Source organism: Flagellimonas sp. MMG031 (assembly GCF_040112705.1).
Classification (GTDB): Bacteria; Bacteroidota; Bacteroidia; order Flavobacteriales; family Flavobacteriaceae; genus Flagellimonas.
The window spans coordinates 3,066,326-3,084,162 of the sequence record NZ_CP157804.1; the positions used below are offsets into that span (position 1 = coordinate 3,066,326).

Genomic DNA, 17,837 nt, shown 5'->3' on the forward strand with positions numbered 1-17,837 from the left:
ACAACACCTATGGAAACCATTTTGTTCAGTCTACCCGGAAATGAAGAGCTCACTGCCCTTATGGCCAAGCAAATGAATGCCGAAGTGGGAAGGGCCATCTTGAGGAAATTCCCCGACGGGGAATCCTACACACGCATCCTTTCAAAGGTGGAAGGCAAGTGTGTTGTCCTGGTATGTACCCTTCACGAACCGGATGAGAAACTGTTGCCCCTCTATTTTTTAAGCCACACCGCCAAGGCACTCGGGGCAAAGTGTACCTGTTTGGTGGCCCCCTATCTCGCCTATATGCGACAGGATACGATCTTTCAGGAAGGGGAAGGTGTGAGCGCTGCATTTTTCGGAAAGTTGGTTTCGGGCTTTGCCGATAGCATGGTCACGGTGGATCCCCATCTGCACAGGATCACCTCCTTGGGCAAGGTCTATACCATCCCCAACAAGGTCATCCCCGCGGCCGACAACATATCCAAGTGGATAACGGAACATATCAAAGATCCGGTATTGATCGGCCCCGATTCAGAAAGTGAGCAGTGGGTCTCGGAGGTCGCCAAGAATGCCGGTGCCCCATTTACCGTATTGCAAAAGATTCGCCACGGCGATCGGGACGTGGAAGTTTCGGTCCCCGAAATAGATACCTACAGGGATGCCACCCCGATCTTGGTGGATGATATCATATCCACGGCACGAACCATGATCGAGACTGTCGGCCATCTTAAAAATGCGGGCATGAAACCACCAGTTTGTATCGGTGTCCACGCGGTATTCTCGGGCAATGCCTATGGTGACCTATTGGCCGCCGGGGTCGGGAATGTGGTGACCTGCAATACCATCCCCCACCCATCGAATGCCATCGATTTGAGTGGTATATTGGCAAGTGAAGTACAAAAAATGATGCATCACTTATGAAAAAACAAGGTTTTTTGTTATTGTTCCCATTCCTGATGTTCGCTCTCACCGCGAACGGACAGACGGACATGCTTATCGGCCAAATTTCAGGCCGATCCATCGTACGGGAAAATTTTGATGGCCAAGGAGCATTGCTCAACAAACAAACGTTCAAAGTCGGCGCGATCATGGAGAAAAATGGCAATTATGCCATTAAGGTGGTCGCACAAATGTTCGATAGGGACAACGAACCGACCGACACCTACTCCACCCTCTATAGCTGCAAGCCCGATCAGGCCAGTATGATGGTCATGGCCTTCCCGTTTTCCGACCCAGGTTCAAAGGAGACCGAGATCAACGCCACATCCACGGGATTCAAGGGGCTGTATGACTTGGACCACCTTGGGGACATTGAGATGAAGTTGACCTTTGATTCGGGCCTTTTGAACTTTTTTGGATCCAAGAGCCTGATACGGATCTACGGGCGGACTTGGGACAACGGGCAAAATGAACTTGATTCAAAAATCGAGATCAAGGCCTATGCCCTGGGCATACGGATAAAACAACTCCACTATACCGTCAAGGAGGAATTGAACGAGGACGGTTTATTGAAATTTCAGAAATTTACCGAAGAGGACCAAAGTTATTTCACGATGACCTATAATTGAAAGCCCATGAAAAATTACGATACCCTTTCAGAAGCCATATCCGATTTACAGGCAAAGGGCTATACCTATGATTTTAACCTCAAGCCCCATTGCCTGGAATGCGCTTCCCTTAAAATCGAAATTCGACCGGAGGACTTTAAGGTCGACCAGACCCATCGTTTTGAGGGGATGAGCAGCACCGATGACAACAGCGTGCTGTACGCCATATCCTCCAAGGATGGCATCAGGGGCATCCTGGTGGATGCCTATGGCGTCTATGCCGAAAACATTTCTGAAAAAATGAGAAAAAAATTACGATAACCCATAAAAAGGACCGATCATGGAAAAGCACCAACACCACGACCATTCACAGATGAACCACGATAAGACCGACCACTCCAAAATGGACCATGGCCCCGGGGGCCATTCGGGGCACAACCCCGCACATGGCCAAATGGGCCACGACCACCACAAAATGATGATCGCCGACTTTCGAAAGCGATTTTGGGCAACGCTGGTACTCACCATACCCATCTTGTTCCTATCGCCGATGATCCAGGATTTCTTTGGATATGAATTCCTGCTTCCCGGTAACCCTTACTTTCTTTTCGGGCTTTCCACCATTGTATATTTCTATGGGGGATGGCCTTTTTTGAAAGGTTTTTGGTCAGAAATAAAACAGGGTGCACCGGGAATGATGACCTTGATCTCCATGGCCATTTCCGTAGCCTATTTCTATAGCACGGCCACCGTATTCGGACTGAAGGGCCAAGACTTTTTCTGGGAACTGTCCACCCTTATAGCCATCATGCTACTCGGGCATTGGATAGAGATGAAGAGCGTCCTTGGTGCCTCAAAAGCCTTACAGTTGTTGGTCAGCATGATGCCTGCCGAAGCACACCGTGTCAAAGGGGAAACCATAGAGGACATACCGTTGGAAGCGGTATTGAAAGATGACATCATACTGGTCAAGCCGGGGGAAAAGGTCCCAGCCGACGGTACCATCGTCGAAGGCAGCAGTTACCTGAACGAATCCATGCTCACGGGGGAATCGAAACCTGTAAAGAAAGAGGAAAAGGACAAGGTGATCGGCGGTTCGGTCAATGGCAACAGCACCTTAAAGGTCAAAGTGGAGCACACGGGCAAGGATAGTTACCTCAACAAAGTGATCACGATGGTGGAAGAGGCCCAAAAGACCAAGTCCAAAATGCAGAACCTTTCCGATAGGGCCGCCAAATGGTTAACCTATATCGCCTTGACCATTGGTTTTGGAACCCTGGCGGTATGGCTGGCCCTGGGTTTCCCCTTTGTTTATGCCCTGGAACGCATGGTGACCGTTATGGTCATTGCCTGTCCCCATGCCCTGGGTCTTGCCATCCCTTTGGTGGTGGCCATTTCCACCGCGGTATCCGCCCAAAACGGCCTATTGATCCGCAACAGGACCGCCTTTGAGGAATCCCGGAAGATATCGGCCTTGTTATTTGATAAAACGGGGACCCTGACCAAAGGTGATTTTGGCGTTACCCGAATCCAATCGGTCGATGACAACTATTCCCAGGATGAAGTCCTTCGCCTGGCAAGTGCCTTGGAACAAAGCTCGGAACACCCCATTGCCGTGGGTATCATCAAAAGGGCCCAAGAGAAAAAGGTCACCATTCCCAATCCCTTGAACTTTCATGCGATCACTGGAAAAGGGGTCGAGGCAACCGTGGAGGACAAACCGGTAAAAGTGGTCAGTCCCGGTTTTTTAAGGGACAACAACATTCCCATTCCCAAAGACGCCTATAGCGATGCCGCCGAAACCGTGGTATTTGTGTTGATCGAGGAAAAACTGGCCGGATACATTGCACTGGCCGATGAGATACGATCGGAATCCCAAGAGGCCATTCAGGTATTCAAGAAGAACGACATCAAGGTATTGATGGCCACTGGGGACAATGAAAAAACGGCCAGGGCCGTTAGCGAAAAACTCGGTTTGGATGGCTATTATGCCGAAGTGTTGCCCCACCAAAAAGTGGAAATAGTGGAAGAACTCCAACGTAAGGGCGAGTTCGTGGCCATGACCGGGGACGGTGTGAACGATGCCCCGGCCCTTGCAAAGGCCAATGTGGGCATTGCCGTTGGTTCCGGTACGGACGTTGCGGCGGAAACCGCCGACATCATCTTAGTCAACAGTAACCCCAAGGATATAGCCAATCTCATCCTGTTCGGCAAGGCCACCTACAACAAAATGATCCAGAACCTGATTTGGGCAACGGCCTATAATGTGGTCGCCATTCCGTTGGCCGCCGGTGTACTGTATTCCTCAGGGTTTGTCATGGGCCCTGCCGTCGGTGCGGTGTTCATGAGCCTGAGCACCATCATTGTGGCCATCAATGCGCAGTTGTTAAAACGTAAGATAGGAAGTAATCAGATAAAAGGATGATAGGCAAATAGAGCAATTTAGCATATAAAAGGGTGCATTCCCAATAGCAATACGGATTTTCAGTGTTCCCGCAATCCTATTAGGCCACTACGAAGAGAATACTGGATTCTGGTATTAATACTGCTGGAAGCCAGTTCCATTTTTCCTGAGGTGTACCATTCCTAATTTATTTCCTTTCTTGGTAACCATTATAACCTTTGTTATGGCAAAATTTTGTTTTCATGTTAAAGTGTATACCCTATAAGGGATTCCACTTCTCTTTATCGATAGGTCAATAGTTGAGCTCCAACCTTCTGCCTCCACGGCTTTCCAAGAGAATCAGTCTTAGATGCTCCTTATGGAATAGGACAAATTTGGGTAGCACAAGTACAAATCGTTGGGAAGTCCCGGTTTTAATAATTTTGGGTCGTTCAAAGATAAAGTGGGGTTCCAACCTGGTTTCTTGATACGAGGATCTCCGTTTCAAGCTGCCATTTATCCTTAGGGCCTCAAGGGTGCCTACTTCAAAATCAATGCCTGATCGGTTGCGCACCTCTACAACCATAAATACTTGAGCGTTTCGGTAGACCAACCTTTTCAACAGCAATCGGATTCCCTTTCTTCGCACCGATGCCAAGGCACCATTCCCATCACTTGATGGCAATCCCCTTAAAAGAGGAAATCGAGCTGTGTGGGAAGCCAAGGAATCCCCTTTTTTTCCAGGTAATGGCTGTACTGGACCAATGCTATGCGCCTTGTCCACAAAAAAATGGGTTTGGGCAACGTTTTCCCTATAGGCCACCTTAAATTCATATGCTTGTCCGTCCATGGTGACCACCAAAAGGTTGGTAATGGTGTTGGCTGTGGACTGCAATAGCCCAAAATATTGAGCTTCTTCCCGGTTATAGGTAAAGATCGCTTTAGTGTTTCCCGTTATAGCCTGTTTGATGGGACTGGGAAAAAAGAGGGCCACGTTCATTTGTGAATTGGCTTGGATGGTGTCCAAAACCTTTTGGCCCGATACGGTGTGCCCATAGGCCATTAGCATTACTGCAATGATGACGTTTAGTGTTTTCATGATCTAGGTATTAAGAAAAATTGATAATGGTCGGAAATCTGAACTTTAACGGTACGTTGATCACGCTGAAATATGCGTTTGATCCCATTGAACTGGGGCACACCCGGCACATTGATCTCTCCAAGGCCCTCATCCAAAGACCGATCCACCACTTCACCCAGCAGATGGTTCTTCACATAAATCCCTTCCTGCCCATCCTGGGCATCATAGGCTTGCATATCCATAAGGGTTGTCCCCAATCGGGTAAGTTCCACCATCACCCGGTTGGGCCTTATCTTTACAAAGCCATAGAGGCGGGTACCTCCTGGCATCCTTTTCCCATCCACAACATAGTCATGGGCGAGTCGCAAGTCCAATCGTTGTCCATCCCGAAGGGTCTGGTCCCCATCCACATACACCTTGGCCACAGCAGTAGTTGGTAAATTTCCATCGGAACGGTTCCTTTTTGGATTGGAGGCAAAGAACAGTTGATGTACCAATCCTAGCTCCGTTTCCGTCCTTGGGGAACCCATTGTCAACTTTTCATCGTCTACCTTTACCTTCTTTACAGTCCCCAACCTGGACATTACGCCTGCATCCGACACAGAAACTTTTTTCGCAGTAAAGGCATTGGTATCAAAGACACTGTCTATGATACGCTGCTTTTCATATTCCATATAATCGGGATTGAAATACCCTTTATCATCCACCATGTGGTCGGGATACACTTGTGGTGCCGTGGATTGTTTTTCCACCTTGATGGCTTCCACGGCTTCCAGTTTGGTTTCAAACTCCACCGAAGTGTCCTCCAGATCCGGCATGGGGATCCTCCCTACATCAAGGCTTTCCTTTTTTGGCTTACCAAAAGTGACGATGCTATATATGGTGATAAAGAGTACCATACATGCCAGTACCAGCACAAAAACTATTTTATTCTTCTGTGTTTTCATGAGTTTCTAGTTTACGAAGTGAGTTTTCAAAAAAATCAGTGATCAACAATCCATGAGGATTATGGGGAAAATTCCGTTCCACCTGGATCAAATGTCCCGAGGTCACCAGTTCATAGGTATCGGTGACGGTTCCCCGATTGATCCGTATGTGCAATTGGGTCCTAAACGCAAAGGAAGACCCATCCCAATCCAGCTCTGTATCGATTCGGATGACCTCTTGCACAAGGGAATATTGCAACAACCGGTTATAGAAACCGTCTGCCTTTTTCTGTTGAAAGACAGCACCAACGGAGGCATTGCCCAACCAAAGGGCCTTCTCCATGTTCTTCTCATAACTGCCGGCATCCACCCCATAAAACCACCTATGAAACTGTTCCAAATGGGCCAGGGCCTCCACTTCCAGATGATCTCGTTGTTCGGCCCAGGAAAGCGGTATGACCTCCCCTTCCCCATTGACCACGAAGGCCCCGTTCAACGATTCACGGTATATCCTGCCCACTAGGACCATAGCAACCATACAGACCAAACCCGAGGCGATAACCACGCCAAGAACCACAAAACGGTTGAGCCGCAGCACATGAACAATACTTTTAAAAGGTGTTTTCATAGACTTCAATTTAACCGGTGAACAATCGAAGGGTAAAACTGGTCGCCCTTCGGTACAATTTAAATTTGAGCAAGACAATAAAGCCAATGGTCCCGAGTTCAATGATGGAGGCAAAGAATTCACGCCCAAAATCAAAACCAAAGAGGTTCCCCCAGAAGTTGGTACTGATCTCCGTATAAAGGTTGTTGACGAAGACATTGACCAAAAAGAAGGCGGGAACCAGCATATATACTGCTGCATAGAGCTTGAAATAATTATAGGCCAATGGCCTGAACTTTTCAAAGACGGCCAAGCTGATGACCAAGGGAAAAAAGGCCTGTAGGATCCCCAATAGGAAATATCGCTCTGCAAGGAACAAAGGATAGATGAACAGGTCCATCAACCAAAGAATGACCCCGATGATAAAGGCCAAGACCTTTAATCCGTACAAAGGAGTGACCAAGGCCTCATACAACAGTGCCATGGCTTTCTTGGCGGCTTCCAAGGCACCCACATCCCGTTCCAGGTCCACATCCTGCAACTGTAATGGGAGGAGTGCCGGAGCCGTGTCCCGGTATTGGGCCTCAATGGCCACCAGGATCCCATCGAACACTCCCAATACCTCAGTGGAGAAAATGACCAAGAGCACCACCAAAAAATTCTTGGCCAGTTCCGTGGGGGTCAACCCCCAGGTATGGCCATCGGTGGAAGCTATTCCCTCATTGTATTTCTTCAAAATATTGATCAAAAAAAACAGTACGGCCAGGGTCTTCATCCCCACAATGGTATATTGGGAGAAATCACTGTCCTTGATGGTCTGGAAGACGGCATCCACATATTCCAATCCTATGCCCAAAAAGATTCCCGCCATCAGTAATTGGTTTCCCGGTTATTGATGATATCCTGCATACGCCGAAAGGAGATGATTTCCCGGTACCTTCGTGTCTTGACCTCCAACTCGGCCACCATTTCCTGCGACTGCACTTTTTTTTCCATCAAAATGGCCGTGCGCTCCGCATCGGACATCTTCAAAAAATCACTGGACAAAATCTGGTTTACAAAATCGAGATCATCAATGGCCGTATCCATGATCTGTTCAAAGGCTCTGGATACCTGTTCCACCTCCCCGGCTTTGATATAGGGGGAATTCAAAATATCCCTCAATTCATTTTGCACGGTATTGAAAAGGATTTCATTGTTCCGTGCGAGTTCCCGCACCGCCTTCAATTGTTTAATGGTATTGTTGACTTTGACAATATTGTCCTTCTGTTCCTTTAAAAACTCCACGGTCTTTAGCAGTTCAGAGGTCTGCTTTGCAGATTCCAACAGGGATTTGGTCATGCTGATAAAGTTCGTATTGTCATACACCGGCATTCCCTGGGCCGTAGCACGGCCGGGCAAGGAAATGGCCAAGATCAGAGCGAGTATCAAAGTCTTGGGATTCTTCCAAAGGGTTTGTTTTATTGTTACTCTCATATCATTTTCTTTTGTTGATTTATAAATTCAGTAATGGCCCGTTCCATATTCCCAAACTGTTCAAAGAGCTCCATAAGCTGGCCATGTTCCACCCCATCGGTGAGATAGGCGGCATAGACCTCTGGGGGCACCTCCAAGCGAAAGACATTGCTTTCCTTCCCGATTTTGATAAAGATTTCGGTGTATTTGCGCACCCCGGTAAGGTTGTTTCTAAGGGACTTCAATTGATTGAGATCATGGTTGGAGAGGTGCAACCGTCTAACCAATTCATCATAGCCCTTCTCGTTCCGTAAACTGTACACGACCTGCGTATTCTCCAGGATACTTGCCGAAGTGGCATTTTCCGGTAATTGGTTGATGGATTGCAGGATGATACCAATGGCCCCGTTTTGCTTTCGGATGGCCTGGTAATAGAACTCCACACTCTCCAATACATGGGGAAATTTAAGCTGCTTGGCAAACTCATCGAAAAGAATAATGCCCCGTTCCGACCTGTTCCTCCAAATGGTGCGTTGGATGGCGGACTTGATCAATTTGAGCATTACGGACAGGATTTCCTTATTGTCTCGCACTTCGTCCAGTTCAAAGACAATCAGGCGCTTGTCCTCTATTTTATAGGTCTGGTCTTCTGCCACATGGAACAGAAAACTGTACAGTCCCCCATCCACATATTCGGAAAGAATGTGCAAAAATCCATAGACATTGAAATCGGATTCATGAACTCGGGTCTCCTCGATCAAGGTATCCTTGTGCTTATCAACAAACTGATATAGGGAAGCCAAGGAATGCCCCGCCCTGACAGCATCATAATAGTGCAACAACACTTTTTTCAAGGCCACTTCCTTGGATTTGGTCACCTGGTTTTCAGCCAAGAGCTCCAAAAGAAAGAGGGCCAGATCTTCCAGTCGTTCAGGGGTCAAATCGGACGGATCGGCGATATAAAAGGGATTAATACCCAAATTCTTGCCTTGCTCATAGCGAAGGACCACGTGATCATCGGGATACAATTGGGCAAATTTGGCATAAGAACCCCCTAAATCGATAATGACCAGTCGTACATCCGCCTCAAAGTATTGACGTAGGATATTATTGGCCAAGAAGGATTTCCCTTCTCCTGTCGGGGCAAAAATGGCAAAGTTCCGGGCCTTGATACGCCTTTTCCCCTCGTCCCATACATCCTTGACCACAGGAATATTGTACTGTCTATCATTAAAAACGATTCCTGTTTCATCAGAGCGATAATTGGTATTGTTGATATACAGACAAAGGGCTGCCTTCAGGTCCATCACAAAAAGATCTTCATTGGAAAAGTTGGAAGCATAACTGGGATAGGAGTTCAAAAAATAATGTTTGCGCTCCTCCCCATGGGGATGATAGGGTCGTATATCCAGTTCCTTCAATTGCGCCTTGATGCCAGAAGCAATTCGCTTCAACACCCCAACTTCCGTATGCCAATAAACAATATTCACATGGCCACGAATTATTCGTGCGGTATCATCCCCATTGATCCTGTCCAAGATATGTTGGACCTTGTTGCGGACCACTTTGTTCTGGGAACCAAAATTGGAGCTCTTGGAGAGTTCCTCAATTTTTTTATCCAATAGTTTACGCCATTGATGGGTATCATCTAGATATAGGATTTGGTTGATGATATGGTTCTCCCCCAATTCCAGTCCCAGACCGTCCAAAAAACCTTTATGAAAACTGAATCCGTCCGAACTGAATTTCCCGTTGGGCACACTGCTTTGCACGGTTTCTCCAAAACATTCTTCATGGTTGATGGCCATCACATCAAAATAATGGTCACCAATTTCTATGGGGCCTTTCCCAAACTGGATATCCGTATCAAAATCAAGATTGTATCCATTGAAATAAGCATGGGTATGCTCCAATATGGCTTCAGGTTCCATGGGTACCATGGACACGCTTTTGGAGTTGTTGATATAGGATACCGCATCGTTGACGGCGGTCACAAATTCCGCTACCTGCACATCCAGTTTCCGGTGCAACCCTTTCTCTACTTTTCGAAAGGGATTGACATATTTGGTGGCATTAAGGGCTTTATCAAGAGGAAGTACAAAGAAGAGATAACTCTGATGGTCCAAATGCTCCCTACCCACAAAATAATCATGGGTGGCCTTGGCCAGAAAGGTTTCCTTTGGAAGGTTCCTAGCATCATAACCTTTCTTTTGATACCTATCCTGCTTATGGATAATAGCACCCACGGGCAAGGATTTAAAGGCCTGGAACCACATCCCGTGCAGCTCCTCAAAATCCGTCTCAGAAAGGGAGTATATCTCAGGTAATTCCACTTGATAACACAACACCACATCGCCATTGCTCCCAAAAACCACATGGTTCTGGATATCCAGGATTGGGTGATATGCATTGAAATTGAGCTTAGACATAGTCAATGGGATTCAATTGTTTGAGGCTTATAATCTTGGGAAAGGTTTGCACTACCTTGAATTGGAAGGGTTTCTTCACCCACTGCAACAATGCCCCATAGAGCAGGGCATTGAAGAGCAGTAGGCACACGATGACACCAAAATGAAAAGAAAAAATGATGATCAAAAGCGAACCGATGACAGCAACCATCATCAAGGCAAACAGGGAAATGGACAGTCCCATGATCATGGCCCGTTTTCGTATATTTCTATAGACCTCGAACTGTTTCATCAGACCACAATTCCGATGAGATAGGTAAAGATGCCCACAACGGCCCCGGCAATCAACACAAAGACCAAGACCCGGGTAATGCCCCTTTTTAGGTCAGCATTCTCTCCAAAGAAATGTCCGGCATTAAAAAGGAAGCCCACTAAAAAGATGACCCCCAATATGATGGGAAATATGGCCCGAATGGTGTCTGAAATATCGTTGACCGAATCCTCAATACCCCCGATCTGGGCCAAAAGGGCACTGGAGGTAAAAAGCAACATTAAGGTGATGAAGAAAGATTTTCGCATATCGTAAACGTTTAAGGGTTAGACGATTATTGATATGTGAAAATTAATGGAATACACATCACAAATAATTGATAATCAGTTGTTTGTGAATATCATTATAGTTGCATTGAAACAGGTTCAATTGGTCTGGAATCCATGCAGATTTAATGAAAAAGCGAACACTCCCTGTTGATAAGTGCCATCTGGTTCCAATCCCTCCAGCCCAAAAACGTCAAAAGTGGCTGATCGGCCCATCAAAAAGTGTTGCAATTCGCCCAAATTCAAGGTTACATGCTACACCAGCCACAAAACCTTATTTTCTTTTGTCCTTACAGTCCTTATCAAACCCTACAAGGTTGAAAAGTTCCCGCATCCTTGACCTTACCCGGTTCCCATACCTTGCTTCCAGTTCCTGTGCATTGAGATTGGTAGTGGCGTGGGTCTTGATCTTATGGTCAGTGAACAGCTCATAGCGGGACAATAAGATCTCCCCCATGACATTGCACTCCTTTCCAAAATGGACCCCATCGGGTTCCACACCCAGATCATCAAAACAAAAGGATTGGGAATTCCCGTAGTCCCCAATGATCTTAAAGCCCAAATGGTTGAAGCCAAAGACAATGTTCCTGGAGGGAATGACCTCATAAGGCCTTTGGTGGGGCACCATGAACTTGAACAGTTTCATCAGGCTGGTCTTCCCACAGCCTACCGGACCTGAGAGGAGAAGGCCCTTATCCACATCGATGCCCAACTGTTTGCAACGTTCCCTGTCCCGGATAAAGTAGAGACTGAGCTTGTACAGCATCTCCCTGTCCTCTCGATGGATCCTGAACTTCTTGCCGAACAGGAGTTTTCCCTTGGCATCGAGATAGACCAGTATCTTCTCGAAATCGTATTTGATCTCCCTGCCCTTCAGGGAGCCCAGTTCATAACTTATGTCACCTTCGGTGATGATATGTGGGGCCTTAAAATTCATAACGGCTCATTGTAGTCTTTGTCTTTGCTGGTCCGCAAGTTGTCCAGATTTGGGACAGTGGGGGGATGTTCGGCAATGTTTTCTTCGATCTCAAAAACTTTCTTTTTCATTTTCTTTTGTTTCTTCCCGTTTGTATTGTTTTTAGTTGTTTGTATAAGTTTGTTTATAGGTACCAAAGCTTGTCCATTGCTTGTCCCGATTTTGGTACGGTACTGGTCCAGTACTTGTCCAGTACTTGTCCCAAAATCGAACATCTTGATCCGGCTGCCCTTGTAGGGATTGTGGGACGGGGAATACAGGATATAGTTCCAATGGCTGAGCTCTCGGATACAGCGGTGATAGGTCGATTTGGACCCAATCTTGGCATAGGCCATGGCCTCTTCCCTACTGATATAGAACTCGGCCACAAAATAGTTTTGGTTCCACAATTGGAAGAGTCCAATATACAGGCTGATATGTGTCGGATTCAAGCGGTTGTCCTTGGCAAATTGGGCAAACACCCCGTTCAGGTGTTTGATATAATTGATGTCCTCCACCCTAGATACGGTTATGGACCTTGTTCTTTTCCAATACCTCCATGATCTCATGGTATTCGTAGTAGAGCACCCCTCCTATCTTGGTATAGGGCAGGGTCCCATTGATCCTTAGGTTTTGAAGGGTGCCCGGGGATATGCCCAAGAGGTCCCGCACCTCATTTGATTTGAGCCATTTTTTGTTGCGTTGTCCCTTTTCGTTCTGCAAAAGGTCCTTGATGTCCTCCAACAGTTCTATCTTGAACTCCCTTAAATCTTCGGTGGTAATGATGGTCGCTCCCATGTGTTTTGTGATTTAATAGGAAGGGCCACTACATGATTTTCATGTCATTTGGTGACCCATCCACTGATTTGACTTTCTGGGACAAAACTCAAAAACAAAATTGAAAAAACTTCCCAAGTTGGTACCAAGGTGGGTGTTTTTTTCAATGCATAGGATTTGATGGTATTTGGTTGAATTTGACCTTTGTAAACCTATTGAAAACCTCAGAAAACCCATAATCCTGGCACTATGGCCCATCAAAATGCAAATTCCCAAGTTGGTACCAACTTGGGAAAAACTAAAACTCATTCATCCAGGGAATCCATCCGTTGGTTGAGCATCTCAATGAGCTTGTCCAAAAAGCGGGTCTTACTGGTCTTTCGGGACCGGATATCAATAAAAGTGTGGTAGTAATTACCGAGGTCCACATTGTAAAAATGTTCAAAATGCGAGGCCAACTCCTTGATGTCCGTGGTACCGCTATTGATGCATTTGCTGGATTGGAGTGCATATAAAAGTTCGATCAAATCGGTCTTGTTTCCGGTCCAGAAGAGTTTTGAAGGTTTTTCCATGGTCATGTTCTTTTGGGGTTCTAAATTGTTTTGTAGGTCATCCACCTCCTTTCTCAGGTACACGATGAGCATGTCATAGGCCATAATCGTGGCCACGGTACCATCCTGACAGGTGGAAAACTGGTCATCGATCAAAAAGTGGAAGGATTCAAGGGGAAGCCTTAGATCTCGGTTCCCCCTAACAAAATATTGTTCGTCCAGGGACATCGCCCCACGACGGTAATAATTATAAAACTCCAGATTATCGTTAAAAAAGGTCTGGAACTTGTCAATCTGAAGTTGTAGGTACTTGATCTGTGCCGTATCATTTCCCCTAGGCCGCTTGCTCTCGATATTGAACAATTTTACATAATAGATCAGCTTACTAAAAATTTGGGGTTTGACATGCTTAAAGAAGTAGATTTCGTCTGCTTGGGTATCAAAGGTCTTGCCCGTAATCTGTTTTTGTAGTTTTCGGATGCTCTTCTCCACAAGTACGATTCCCTTTTCCGCTTTGAAAAGGATATCCCCGTTCCCGCTTTCCAACGAATCCAATTGGCCTTCAAATTCTGATAGCAGCTTTTGGTATTTCATGACGATTTTCCATTAATGCTGGCCTTCCATGATTCCGAGCAATTCCAGGATGAAATTGTCATTGGTCTGGAGATAGGCATATTTTTTCTCTACCGTTGCACCGAGTTTCCGTTTCTCAAAGGCAGCGGTCAACCCAAAATCGATTTTGGGAATGCCCAATCCAATGGCCCGTTCAATGGTCCGGTAGAGCAACTGGCGATAAATGGCAAACTCTTCCAGACCGTCATAATCCATACCCACAAAGGCCGGCACATAGACTTGCTTCAAGTTGGTATAGCAGAACATTACACCCACTATCTTTTCAGGTTGGTATAATGAACAAAGGACAATAAACTCCCACAAATGGTTTTCGTTCATCTTTTCAAACAGGGAGTCCGGAAAGGAAAAGGTATTGAGCCCCAAATTTCTGGACTGTACTTCCCCGAACAAGGATTTGACCTGTTCAATTTGATTTGTTGACATGGATGGGAGAACAACTGTCTTTGCCCTATCGAGATAGGGTTGGACATCCTTTCGAAAATGTCTTCTGTTTCTGGAGGACAATCTTTGCAAATAATCTTCCATGGAATCCACCTCGTCCAGGACAACATAACAGGAGTTGGGCATTTGCACCCTTAAAAATCCCTGCCCGTAAAGCGGTTCGTTCCATGAAGTATCTTCACCAAAGTCACGTAACACGGTCATTTTGGCTCCAAACTGCTGTTCCAGTTTTTCCATGGTTGCCAATAGCTTGTCCCTGGCCTCCTTGCCCAACCTATGTGATGCATTCCAATACAGGTGATCACCTTCAGTGAACAGACAACCGAGGGACAGGACCATGGATGACAAATGGTAGGGATTTGTTTTCCTTTCCTCCTCAATGGCAGCAGAAATTTGTGCTTGTGCCAACATATCATCCTTCCAAAGGGAAAGCGTCACAAAGGTCATCAATACTGGTACCCCATCAGCATCCTTGATGACCACATATCGAAACAACCAATTATGTTCCTTTCTTGGGTTACCCTGGAATACCTCTTCCGAAAACTTCAGCCCCTCCCAATCGTAAACCCCCTGCCCACCTAAACTTTGGTTCCATTCTTCCTTTTCAACTTGATCAATGGTATCGAATACTTCAACGGTAAGTTCAGAGGATACTTTCGGTCCACTTAGGGTCCTTGGTTCCATTTTAAAGGCGTGGAATACCCTTTGGGCATCTGTCTGGGTATCTTCCAATGCCTTTGGAAAATGATATTCCATGGCGTCCACCAATGCTTTGATTTCCTCTTTTTGGTTATGCCTTGAAATCGTAATCCTTACACCTGTATTCTTTACAGGTACTGCTGGAAAGATACCGAGATTGACAAAGAAGCCCTCCCCCATCAAACGGTTCACAAAATTGTACCCGGTCTTGGGCATACCGGTCCCGATATAGAACACCGGTGATTCATTTCTATCGATCAAGGGAAGTTCCGTTATCAAAAGGCAATCATTGAAATAATCGATACGTTCCCTCAATTCTTGTTGAAGCACATAAATCTCCGGGGATAGATGGATTTGTGCCGAGGCCATGGCAGCAGCTACCGAGGCTGGTTCCAATTGGGCAGAAAAGGTCAACGGTCCACCAAAGGTCTTGATCTTATCATATAGTTGTGGGTTGGAACAGGCCAATACTGCACCACTGGCCCCAAAAGTCTTGCTCAGGGTACCGAAGAGCAATACATTTTCGGGCAATTCCCCCAATTGGTCCAACACATATCCGGTACCATTCCTTCCCACCCAACTCATGCCATGAACATCATCGAAATAAAAATGCAATTGGGAATATTTCTTTGCCAACCCCATCAGTTCCTTAACCGGGGCATAATCCCCGTACATGGAATAAATGCCATCGGCCATATACCAAATCCTGCCTTTGGAATGTTGGTACTTTTTAATCTTGTCCTCCAACATTTCCAAATGGTTATGCCGGATCATTTCGATGGGAACACTCCGGGTTTTTAGCATTTTGGCCGCATTCTGTACACTCCAATGGACCTGGTGGTCCAGAATGATTACGTCGTCATCATCCACGGCACTTGGAATGACACCTAAGTGCCCAAGGGTACTGTTTTTGGTAATGACAATGGGATAGCCATACATTTCGGAAATCGAGTTTTCCAATTCCTCATATAACGGATTGGAGATATAGGATTTGGATAAGGGAAATTGCGTCCCATAGCTATCAATGGCCTCCTTGGCGGCCTTTTTCAATCTGGAATCCTGTTCCAGCCCTAAATAACCCGTGGTCCCAAAATGGTACAGTTCCCTACCCCCGACTTCTATCGTCCTTCCTGAAAAAGACTTTCCTTCGGCATAAAGGTGCAATACCCCAGCTTGTTTTGCATCGGTGAATACTTCATGTACAGTGTTCAAAAAATTGTGGTGTTTGATCTTGGCCATTTTATTTGATTTTATTTGTGATAAAAAGAAACGTATTTTGTAAGTTGATAAAGCATACATATTCCAATTAATCCTTTTCAGATAACAAATACTCCTTTTCAGATAACTTAAACCCTTTTATTAAGCTAAATAGCCCTCCTGTATAAAAATCAATTGCAGTAATTTTGTAAATTGATTGCGCTAACCAGTTTTCCGGAGATGAAAAAAACACATGAAAACCGCTATGCCATATATCTGTTGACCGATGACCTATTACATATTATTTACAAGAAAGTGCCTTGTATCAATCGTAAGGCGGCACAACTCATAGTCAAGGATCGTATGGAATTACAAGAAGGTAAAGCGATGCCGGTGCTATGCGATATACGGGAGGTCAGGAATATCGATAAGGCCGCAAGGGACTATTTGGCTTTGGAAGGTTCCCTTTGGATCGAGAAACTGGCCTTTTTGATCGATCCGCCAGTTACGGATATGATAAGCTCCATTTATCTGGACACCCATTCCCAGAAGGTTCCTACACAATCCTTTACCAAAAAAGCGGAGGCACTGGCCTATTTGGACATTAGGGAAACCGATGATAACTAACCAATTTAATGAAAGCATATGCCGAACAGCGATGACTTTAGGGTAAAACGGATACAAAAGATGCTCTTGGAAATGGCCAAGGGCAATTTCTTCTATAGCATTGAACCCATGGACAAGAATGACAATATTGCTTCTTTGGTGGTCATGCTGAACATGGTCAATGAGGAAATAGGGGCGGCCTTTATCCATCAAGGTTTTGCAAACGCTCACAACACCCCACAATGTGTCGTCCAACTGTCCATGATCTTAGATGGGAATGGTCACATCGAATTGCTCACCAACGGCACATGCTCCCTATTGTCCAATCCTCCTAAGAATCTAATCGGAAAACATATCACTGAATTCATGACCGAAAGGTCCCGGGGAAGGTGGACCAAGAAAATGGCAAAACATTTGAAACGGGAGCGGTCTGAAACGGTATTGTTCCTAGAATTCATTACCAACGATGGTCTTTTGCTGGCCAAGGATTGTCAAATATCGGTATATCAGGCCTTGGATGGGAGCGGTCAAAAAACCCTGTTGAACTCCGTCTTCTTTTCCAAGGGGGAACCTTTTGAAACGGGGCTGCCCAAAAATAAACTCAAAGTAACCAAGGGCATCAAGGAGCATAAGGTCACGTTGACGCCAGAGGACATCCAAATCATCAGGGACGTTCATGATATGATCATCAACAATCTGGACAAAGACCTTCCCACCTTGCAGGATCTTGCCCGTCAGAAGGGTACCAACGAGTACAAACTGAAATATGGCTTCAAACAAATCTATGGTACGACCATTTTTAGATTTCTGATCAGGGAACGTCTTCGAATGGCAAGGACCCTGATCCAGCACAGCTCTTTAACGATAAAGCAAATCATCCAAATGACCGGCTTTAAGAGCAAGACCCATTTTTCAAGGGCATTCAAGGACAAATATGGAATGTCCCCTACGGATTTAAGGTTGTAAAATCCTTAAAATCATATATTTACTCC

At 45.8% G+C, this 17,837-nt stretch carries 19 protein-coding genes; 6 read left to right on the top strand and 13 right to left on the bottom strand.

Going from position 1 to position 17,837, the window contains the following annotated elements; translation table 11 throughout:
• The first annotated feature begins 9 nt into the window (after positions 1–9).
• The 4 genes from ABNE31_RS13930 to ABNE31_RS13945 are packed head-to-tail and all read left to right on the top strand — an operon-like array spanning position 10 to position 3,954.
• Positions 10–903 (top strand): ribose-phosphate pyrophosphokinase, encoded by an 894-nt coding sequence (locus ABNE31_RS13930; protein WP_090294868.1) that lies wholly within the window; start codon positions 10–12, stop codon positions 901–903.
• Entirely contained in the window at positions 900–1,550 is a 651-nt protein-coding gene (locus ABNE31_RS13935; RefSeq protein ID WP_090294866.1) for a hypothetical protein, read from the top strand. Before ABNE31_RS13930 ends, ABNE31_RS13935 begins: the two co-directional genes overlap by 4 nt.
• A 6-nt stretch (positions 1,551–1,556) precedes the next feature.
• On the top strand, positions 1,557–1,850 hold the full coding sequence (locus ABNE31_RS13940; protein ID WP_090294862.1) for a phosphoribosylpyrophosphate synthetase: 294 nt from the start codon (positions 1,557–1,559) through the stop codon (positions 1,848–1,850).
• A gap of 19 nt (positions 1,851–1,869) precedes the next feature.
• Positions 1,870–3,954, top strand: coding sequence for a copper-translocating P-type ATPase (locus ABNE31_RS13945; RefSeq protein WP_275648313.1), 2,085 nt, complete (start codon positions 1,870–1,872; stop codon positions 3,952–3,954).
• A gap of 271 nt (positions 3,955–4,225) precedes the next feature.
• Here ABNE31_RS13945 and ABNE31_RS13950 read toward each other — a convergent pair whose 3' ends face one another.
• From ABNE31_RS13950 to ABNE31_RS14010, 13 genes are all read right to left on the bottom strand, one after another.
• Positions 4,226–5,011, bottom strand: coding sequence for a DUF4138 domain-containing protein (locus ABNE31_RS13950; RefSeq protein WP_090294857.1), 786 nt, complete (start codon positions 5,009–5,011; stop codon positions 4,226–4,228).
• On the bottom strand, positions 5,008–5,940 hold the full coding sequence (traM, locus tag ABNE31_RS13955) for a conjugative transposon protein TraM (protein ID WP_275648314.1): 933 nt from the start codon (positions 5,938–5,940) through the stop codon (positions 5,008–5,010). The genes ABNE31_RS13950 and traM overlap by 4 nt, the downstream gene beginning before the upstream one ends.
• On the bottom strand, positions 5,921–6,547 hold the full coding sequence (locus ABNE31_RS13960; RefSeq protein ID WP_090294852.1) for a conjugal transfer protein TraK: 627 nt from the start codon (positions 6,545–6,547) through the stop codon (positions 5,921–5,923). The genes traM and ABNE31_RS13960 overlap by 20 nt, the downstream gene beginning before the upstream one ends.
• 10 nt (positions 6,548–6,557) lie before the next feature.
• Complete coding sequence (locus ABNE31_RS13965) at positions 6,558–7,397, bottom strand: hypothetical protein (RefSeq protein ID WP_275648315.1); 840 nt, start codon at positions 7,395–7,397, stop codon at positions 6,558–6,560.
• The gene (locus ABNE31_RS13970) at positions 7,397–8,002 is read right to left on the bottom strand and encodes a conjugal transfer protein (RefSeq protein WP_275648316.1); all 606 of its coding nucleotides are present in this window, start codon (positions 8,000–8,002) and stop codon (positions 7,397–7,399) included. Before ABNE31_RS13970 ends, ABNE31_RS13965 begins: the two co-directional genes overlap by 1 nt.
• Complete coding sequence (locus ABNE31_RS13975; protein ID WP_163636518.1) at positions 7,999–10,410, bottom strand: TraG family conjugative transposon ATPase; 2,412 nt, start codon at positions 10,408–10,410, stop codon at positions 7,999–8,001. The genes ABNE31_RS13970 and ABNE31_RS13975 overlap by 4 nt, the downstream gene beginning before the upstream one ends.
• Positions 10,403–10,681 carry a hypothetical protein gene (locus tag ABNE31_RS13980; RefSeq protein ID WP_163636517.1) on the bottom strand — a complete coding sequence of 93 codons (279 nt, stop codon included), beginning with the start codon at positions 10,679–10,681 and terminating at the stop codon, positions 10,403–10,405. The genes ABNE31_RS13975 and ABNE31_RS13980 overlap by 8 nt, the downstream gene beginning before the upstream one ends.
• Entirely contained in the window at positions 10,681–10,968 is a 288-nt protein-coding gene (locus tag ABNE31_RS13985) for a hypothetical protein (RefSeq protein WP_163636516.1), read from the bottom strand. The genes ABNE31_RS13980 and ABNE31_RS13985 overlap by 1 nt, the downstream gene beginning before the upstream one ends.
• A gap of 292 nt (positions 10,969–11,260) precedes the next feature.
• Entirely contained in the window at positions 11,261–11,923 is a 663-nt protein-coding gene (locus tag ABNE31_RS13990) for an ATPase (protein WP_306013267.1), read from the bottom strand.
• A complete protein-coding gene (locus ABNE31_RS13995; RefSeq protein WP_349351558.1) occupies positions 11,920–12,510 on the bottom strand; it encodes a hypothetical protein in 591 nt (196 codons plus the stop codon). The genes ABNE31_RS13990 and ABNE31_RS13995 overlap by 4 nt, the downstream gene beginning before the upstream one ends.
• Entirely contained in the window at positions 12,461–12,739 is a 279-nt protein-coding gene (locus tag ABNE31_RS14000) for a helix-turn-helix domain-containing protein (protein WP_306013269.1), read from the bottom strand. The genes ABNE31_RS13995 and ABNE31_RS14000 overlap by 50 nt, the downstream gene beginning before the upstream one ends.
• 284 nt (positions 12,740–13,023) lie before the next feature.
• The gene (locus ABNE31_RS14005) at positions 13,024–13,863 is read right to left on the bottom strand and encodes an RteC domain-containing protein (protein ID WP_119618892.1); all 840 of its coding nucleotides are present in this window, start codon (positions 13,861–13,863) and stop codon (positions 13,024–13,026) included.
• 12 nt (positions 13,864–13,875) lie between these two features.
• Positions 13,876–16,281, bottom strand: a complete 2,406-nt coding sequence (locus ABNE31_RS14010) for an aminotransferase class I/II-fold pyridoxal phosphate-dependent enzyme (protein ID WP_349351559.1) — start codon at positions 16,279–16,281, stop codon at positions 13,876–13,878.
• 198 nt (positions 16,282–16,479) lie between these two features.
• On the opposite strand from ABNE31_RS14010, the gene ABNE31_RS14015 reads away from it, so the two are divergent.
• Both ABNE31_RS14015 and ABNE31_RS14020 read left to right on the top strand, forming a co-directional pair.
• Positions 16,480–16,866, top strand: coding sequence for a hypothetical protein (locus ABNE31_RS14015; protein ID WP_349351560.1), 387 nt, complete (start codon positions 16,480–16,482; stop codon positions 16,864–16,866).
• An 18-nt stretch (positions 16,867–16,884) separates the two neighbouring features.
• Complete coding sequence (locus ABNE31_RS14020; RefSeq protein WP_349351561.1) at positions 16,885–17,811, top strand: AraC family transcriptional regulator; 927 nt, start codon at positions 16,885–16,887, stop codon at positions 17,809–17,811.
• Positions 17,812–17,837: the final 26 nt, after the last annotated feature.

Coding starts and splice junctions, on each gene's coding strand:
- ABNE31_RS13965 (WP_275648315.1), bottom strand. CDS start 7,397: ATGGCGGGAATCTTTTTGGGCATAGGATTGGAATATGTGGATGCCGTC.
- ABNE31_RS13940 (WP_090294862.1), top strand. CDS start 1,557: ATGAAAAATTACGATACCCTTTCAGAAGCCATATCCGATTTACAGGCA.
- ABNE31_RS13950 (WP_090294857.1), bottom strand. CDS start 5,011: ATGAAAACACTAAACGTCATCATTGCAGTAATGCTAATGGCCTATGGG.
- ABNE31_RS14005 (WP_119618892.1), bottom strand. CDS start 13,863: ATGAAATACCAAAAGCTGCTATCAGAATTTGAAGGCCAATTGGATTCG.
- ABNE31_RS13995 (WP_349351558.1), bottom strand. CDS start 12,510: ATGAGATCATGGAGGTATTGGAAAAGAACAAGGTCCATAACCGTATCT.
- traM (WP_275648314.1), bottom strand. CDS start 5,940: ATGAAAACACAGAAGAATAAAATAGTTTTTGTGCTGGTACTGGCATGT.
- ABNE31_RS13990 (WP_306013267.1), bottom strand. CDS start 11,923: ATGAATTTTAAGGCCCCACATATCATCACCGAAGGTGACATAAGTTAT.
- ABNE31_RS13970 (WP_275648316.1), bottom strand. CDS start 8,002: ATGAGAGTAACAATAAAACAAACCCTTTGGAAGAATCCCAAGACTTTG.
- ABNE31_RS13975 (WP_163636518.1), bottom strand. CDS start 10,410: ATGTCTAAGCTCAATTTCAATGCATATCACCCAATCCTGGATATCCAG.
- ABNE31_RS14015 (WP_349351560.1), top strand. CDS start 16,480: ATGAAAAAAACACATGAAAACCGCTATGCCATATATCTGTTGACCGAT.
- ABNE31_RS13980 (WP_163636517.1), bottom strand. CDS start 10,681: ATGAAACAGTTCGAGGTCTATAGAAATATACGAAAACGGGCCATGATC.
- ABNE31_RS13945 (WP_275648313.1), top strand. CDS start 1,870: ATGGAAAAGCACCAACACCACGACCATTCACAGATGAACCACGATAAG.
- ABNE31_RS14020 (WP_349351561.1), top strand. CDS start 16,885: ATGCCGAACAGCGATGACTTTAGGGTAAAACGGATACAAAAGATGCTC.
- ABNE31_RS13935 (WP_090294866.1), top strand. CDS start 900: ATGAAAAAACAAGGTTTTTTGTTATTGTTCCCATTCCTGATGTTCGCT.
- ABNE31_RS14000 (WP_306013269.1), bottom strand. CDS start 12,739: ATGGGAGCGACCATCATTACCACCGAAGATTTAAGGGAGTTCAAGATA.
- ABNE31_RS14010 (WP_349351559.1), bottom strand. CDS start 16,281: ATGGCCAAGATCAAACACCACAATTTTTTGAACACTGTACATGAAGTA.
- ABNE31_RS13985 (WP_163636516.1), bottom strand. CDS start 10,968: ATGCGAAAATCTTTCTTCATCACCTTAATGTTGCTTTTTACCTCCAGT.
- ABNE31_RS13960 (WP_090294852.1), bottom strand. CDS start 6,547: ATGAAAACACCTTTTAAAAGTATTGTTCATGTGCTGCGGCTCAACCGT.
- ABNE31_RS13930 (WP_090294868.1), top strand. CDS start 10: ATGGAAACCATTTTGTTCAGTCTACCCGGAAATGAAGAGCTCACTGCC.